The following is a 4,796-nucleotide window of genomic DNA, read 5'->3' as shown; positions in this document are numbered from 1 at the left end:
ATGACGGCCATTCACACATGAGGTTCTCAATGTCAGTTTCATCCGGATACGTCCACATCTCCGTCCGCAACGCACAGAACCGTGCGGCCGCCGCCCAACGTCAGGCAGCCGGACAGCACCCGCAGTTTGGCGGGCAGCCGTCGCACCCGGGGGAGCAGCAGGCCTACCGCGTGCTGCGCGCGGTCCCGGGCCAGTACGACGCCGGTGCCTCCAATCCCACGACGGCCCCCACGCCCGTGGTCACCCCCAATGGAATTCCCGGCCCGCAGGCGGTGTCGAATGACACCGTTGCCCGCGGGTTCGTTCTCTACGTGGGCCTGGATGAGGAAGCCGCCGCCGCGCAGGGAACCACGCTGAGCAAGCTGGCCTCCCAAGTGCGTGCCTACGTCCAGTCGCTGGCACCGGACGCCCAGACCCACGGGGCGGTGGCGCTGGCTCCTGCCGACGCTCCGGGAGAGAACATCGAGGTGGTCCGCCAGGCCCTGGGCGACCCGACCGCCGGCCGCCGTCCGCGCACGCCGGCCGTGGAGATCCAGCGCCAGCCGCAGGCCTCGCACGCCAGTCGTCCCAGCGGTGTCCTGATCGATCTGTCCCGCCGCGAAGTGCACCTGGACGGGGAGACCCTGAACCTGACGTTCAAGGAATTCGAACTGCTCAATTACCTGGTGGAGAACGCCACCCGCACCGTGGGCCGCGAAGAGCTGCTTTCCGGGCTGTGGAAGAACGCCGAGGAAGTTCCGAACGAACGCACCATCGACGTCCACATCCGCCGGCTGCGCTCCAAGCTGGGCCGGCTGGCCAACACGGTGCGCACGGTCCGCGGCCAGGGCTACCGGTTCTACGAGCACCCGGAAGTAGTGGTCTGGGCCGCGCCGGAGTACTCCATCTAGGTTCTGCCTGCCTAGTCTGGCTCGCCTCCGCGTCCGCGCTAGAGCCCGTATTCTTCGAGGAGGCGGAGCCAGACTTCGCTGATGGTCGGGTAGGCAGGCACCGCATGCCAGAGCCGGTCGAGCGGGACCTGGCCGACGACGGCGATGGTGGCGGCGTGCAGCAACTCACCCACGCCGGGTCCGGCCAAGGTCATGCCAACCAGAACCTTGCGGTCCTCGTCCACCAGCATCTGCGCCCAGCCTTGGTAGCCGTCGGCAAACAGCGAGGAACCGGCGACGGCGATGGGCAGCTGCGTGGCGGAGACGTTGAGACCCCGTTCCCTGGCCTCATCTTCGGACAATCCGACCGAGGCGAGTTCCGGATCGGTGAACACCACCGAGGGCACGGCCGCGTCATCGGCCGTGCTGGCATACCGGCTCCAGGGAGCGGGGTCCTCCTCCGGGCCGTCTCCCAGTTCGCCGGTTGCGCGGGCGGCAATCGCATCTCCGGCTGCCCGGGCCTGGTATTTGCCTTGATGCGTCAGCTGGGCCTTGCCGGCCGCATCGCCCACCGCGTACAGCCAGCCACCGTCCACGCCGGCGACGCGTCCGCTCGAGTCCACTGTGAGCCGCGACGGCTCCAGTCCCAGCTCCTCCAGGCCGAGTCCCGAAAGGGCCGGGTGCCGGCCGGTGGAGACCAGCAGCTTTGCGCCGGTAACGGTGTCTTGTGTTCCGGTCTCCCCGTCCGAACCTGCCGCTGTCAGCCCAAGGGTGACTCCGCCGTCGTGCGCCTCCACGCGCTCCGTTGCGGTGTGCAGCCGGAGCCGTACGCCGTCCCGGCGGAGTCCGGCTTCCACCAGCCGCCTCGCGGGTTCGGGGAACTTCGCCAGCAGGTCCCCGCGCGCCACCAGCGTGACCTCGGTGCCCAACCGGGCGTACGCCTGGGCCAGCTCGCAGCCGGAGACGCCCCCGCCCAGCACCAGCAGGCTCTGCGGGACTTCCTGGGCCGCGGTGGCCTCCCGGGTTCCCCAGAAGTCGACGCCGTCCACCCCGTCAATCGGTGGCACGGTTGGTGCAGATCCGGTGGCCAGCACGACGGCGTGGCGCGCGGCCAAGCGCGTCTGCGTACCGTCGTCGGCGGTGACGGTCACTGCACGGGGGCCATCGAGGCGGGCGGTGCCGCGGATCAATTCGATGCCGGCCCCGTTCACCCACTCCACCTGCGAGGTGTCGTCCCAGCCGGAAGCGAAGGAATCCCGGCGGGCCAGCACTGCCTGCGGGTCCGGACCGCCGGTCACGGCCTGGGCCGCCCCCTTGACGCTGCGCGCGGCCTGCAGCGCGGTGCCGGGACGGAGCAAGGCCTTGGACGGCATGCAGGCCCAGTAGGAGCACTCGCCGCCCACCAGCGCGGACTCCACCAAGATGGTCTTCAGCCCGCCGCGGGTGGTGCGGTCCGCCACATTCTCACCTGCCGCACCCGCTCCTAGCACCACGACATCCGGTTCCAGCGTCAGCTCAGCCATATCCTGAGCCTTGCACCGCGCCGGAGCAGTGGCAAGGGCCGCACTACACTCGTGGTGTGAATGACCACCACGTGAAGAAGCTGATGATCATGCGCCATGCCAAGGCGGCCTGGCCGCTGGGCGTCGAGGACCACGAACGGCCGTTGGCCCAGCGCGGCCACGACGAGGCGCCGCTGGCCGGACGCTGGATGGTGGAGCACGGTTCCATCCCGGACTTCATCCTGTGCTCGTCGGCGCTGCGCACCCGCCAGACCTGCACCTGGGTGTGCAGCGAACTGGGCGAGAAGGCGCCGACGCCGATGCTCTCCGACGAGCTCTATGACGCGACGGCGGTGCGGGTCCTGGCCGAGATCAACCAGTTGCCGGACACGATCACCTCGCTGCTGGTGATTGCCCATATGCCCGCCGTGCAGGACTTGGCAATGCGCCTGGCGTCGGTGGACTCGGTCGAGGAGGCCGTGATGGACATGGCCTCCCACTATCCGACCTCGGGCCTGACGGTCATGCAGCACAGCAAGAGTTGGGCAGAGCTAGACGGACGCGACTCCGCTATCACCGATTTCGTCGTGCTGCGCTGACAGAGCCCTGTCCGGCCACGGGCTGAGGCTCGGGAACGTATCCGCCTACACGTTGACGCTCGGGAACGTATCCGCCTACACGTGGATTCGCCGGAGCTTGTCCGGGTTCCGGATGAGGAAGATCTCCTGGACCAAGCCGCCATCGATCCTGAACCCCGCCACCGTGTCCACTGCACCGTTCGCATCGACGGCGACCAAGGCGGGCAGACCGTTAACCTCGGCAACGCGGAGCTGGAAGGGAGTGTCCGGATTGCTGGTGACGCCGAGCAGGAAGCGCAGCACCTTCTCCACGCCAAGGATCGGCCGCAGGGCCGCGGTCTTCTGTCCGCCGCCGTCGCTGGTCAGCACGATGTCCGGCGCCAGCAGGCCCAGCAACGGCTCGACATTCCCGGTGTTGGCGGCCTGCAGGAACCGCTCGGTGATTTGTCGGTGCAGGGCAGGATCCACTTGGTTCCGGGCCTGCCGGCTGGCCACATGGGCACGGGCACGCGACATCAGCTGCCGCACCGCTGCCGGAGAACGGTCCAGCGTCCGGGCAATTTCCGGCGCCTGATAGCCGAAGACCTCGCCGAGGATGTAGGCGGCACGCTCCAAGGGAGACAGTTGTTCCAAGACCACCAGCATGGCCAGCGAAACGTCGTCCGCGAGGACCGCGGCGTCGTCCGGCGACGGAGCGGCCTGGGCAGCCGGCAGGGAGCTGACGGGCTCGGGCAGCCAAGGCCCGACGTAATGTTCGCGGCGGCGTTGCTGGGTGCGGATCTGGTTCAGCGCCAGGTTGGTCACCGTCCGCAGCAGGAAGGCGCGCGGCTCCCGGACGTGGTCCTGCGGCACATCGGAAAACCGCAGCCACGCGTCCTGCAGGACGTCCTCGGCGTCGGCGGCGCTGCCCAGGAGCCGGTAGGCGGCGCCGAAGAGAAGCCCACGGTGCTGTTGGAATACGGCAAGGTTCGCCTCCGTCGTCGTCATGTCAGCCCCCTATGCTGCAGGTTTCCTTGAAGCCCTGGCTGGTTAATCCCAAGGCGGAGTTGACCCTCGACCGCTGGTTCTCCACCCCGATCAGGTAGGTCAGTTCCGCCAGCTGGGCCGGATCCAGATGTTGCTTCAGCCTTTCCACCAGGTCGTCGGTGACAGCCGGCGGGGTAGCGGTCATGGCCTCGGCATATCCAAGCACGTCGCGTTCCAGCTGAGTGTAGACGGTCGCAGAGTGCCAGTGTGGGATTGCCCGCAGCTTTAGTGGGTCCACGCCCTGGTGGTGGAATTCCCAGTACCCAAAATCCATGCACCAGCTGCAACCGATCGCGGCAGCGGACCCCATGACGGCCAGGGCCTTGAGGACGGGCGGCACCGTGTTGAACCCGCCGATGGCACTTTCGTGCCGCAGCCAGGCAAACAGCACACGGCGGTTGTGCATCATCGCCAGGCCGGGATCCAGGACCTTGCCGTACTTGCGCTTGCTGTAGCCGGCCATGATCCTCAGCAACAGACCGGGGGAGTGGTCCAAATCGATGCGTGCCATGCTTTCCTCCTTGTCGAGGCCCTAATCGCGGGGGAGACAAGGAAGACACCGCAGCCGCAGCGAGTGTGACAGGGTACCCACTGCAGCGAGTGGGGAACGGAACCTGGGGGGCGGCACGACGGGCAGGGGTGTGAGCGGGCTGCGAGTTCGCCGCACGGCGGGGTGCGCGCAAACAAAAAAGCAGCCCGGTCGGTGACCGGACTGCTTTTTCTTTGGTGCGCCCAGAGGGATTCGAACCCCCGGCCTTCTGTTCCGTAGACAGACGCTCTATCCAGCTGAGCTATGGGCGCTTGGCCTCGCGGCCGGATAC

General features: G+C 67.9%; 5 protein-coding genes and 1 tRNA gene. 2 read left to right on the top strand and 4 right to left on the bottom strand.

From position 1 onward, the window contains the following. Positions 1–29 precede the first annotated feature (29 nt). Positions 30–890: a winged helix-turn-helix domain-containing protein gene (locus AC5RWT_RS34590; protein WP_493969757.1), complete on the top strand. Its 861-nt coding sequence runs from the start codon at positions 30–32 to the stop codon at positions 888–890. Positions 891–928: 38 nt separating this feature from the next. On the opposite strand, the gene AC5RWT_RS34585 is transcribed toward AC5RWT_RS34590, so the two are convergent. Then, positions 929–2,392, bottom strand: coding sequence for a dihydrolipoyl dehydrogenase family protein (locus AC5RWT_RS34585; RefSeq protein WP_494084169.1), 1,464 nt, complete (start codon positions 2,390–2,392; stop codon positions 929–931). A 56-nt stretch (positions 2,393–2,448) separates the two neighbouring features. On the opposite strand from AC5RWT_RS34585, the gene AC5RWT_RS34580 reads away from it, so the two are divergent. After that, positions 2,449–2,970 carry a SixA phosphatase family protein gene (locus tag AC5RWT_RS34580; RefSeq protein ID WP_494084168.1) on the top strand — a complete coding sequence of 174 codons (522 nt, stop codon included), beginning with the start codon at positions 2,449–2,451 and terminating at the stop codon, positions 2,968–2,970. 75 nt (positions 2,971–3,045) lie between these two features. Here AC5RWT_RS34580 and AC5RWT_RS34575 read toward each other — a convergent pair whose 3' ends face one another. The 3 genes from AC5RWT_RS34575 to AC5RWT_RS34565 all read right to left on the bottom strand — a co-directional run bounded on the left by AC5RWT_RS34575 (position 3,046) and on the right by AC5RWT_RS34565 (position 4,776). Next, positions 3,046–3,936 (bottom strand): RNA polymerase sigma-70 factor, encoded by an 891-nt coding sequence (locus tag AC5RWT_RS34575; RefSeq protein WP_494084167.1) that lies wholly within the window; start codon positions 3,934–3,936, stop codon positions 3,046–3,048. Between the two features lies 1 nt (position 3,937). Beyond that, on the bottom strand, positions 3,938–4,486 hold the full coding sequence (locus AC5RWT_RS34570; protein ID WP_494084166.1) for a carboxymuconolactone decarboxylase family protein: 549 nt from the start codon (positions 4,484–4,486) through the stop codon (positions 3,938–3,940). A gap of 213 nt (positions 4,487–4,699) precedes the next feature. Beyond that, a tRNA-Arg gene (locus AC5RWT_RS34565) sits at positions 4,700–4,776 on the bottom strand. Between the last annotated feature and the right edge of the window lie 20 nt (positions 4,777–4,796).

The sequence above is a fragment of the Arthrobacter sp. Dra40 genome (assembly GCF_059091905.1).
The sequence above is the reverse complement of the archived record's forward strand: the minus strand, read 5'-3'. Positions and strand labels throughout refer to the sequence as shown.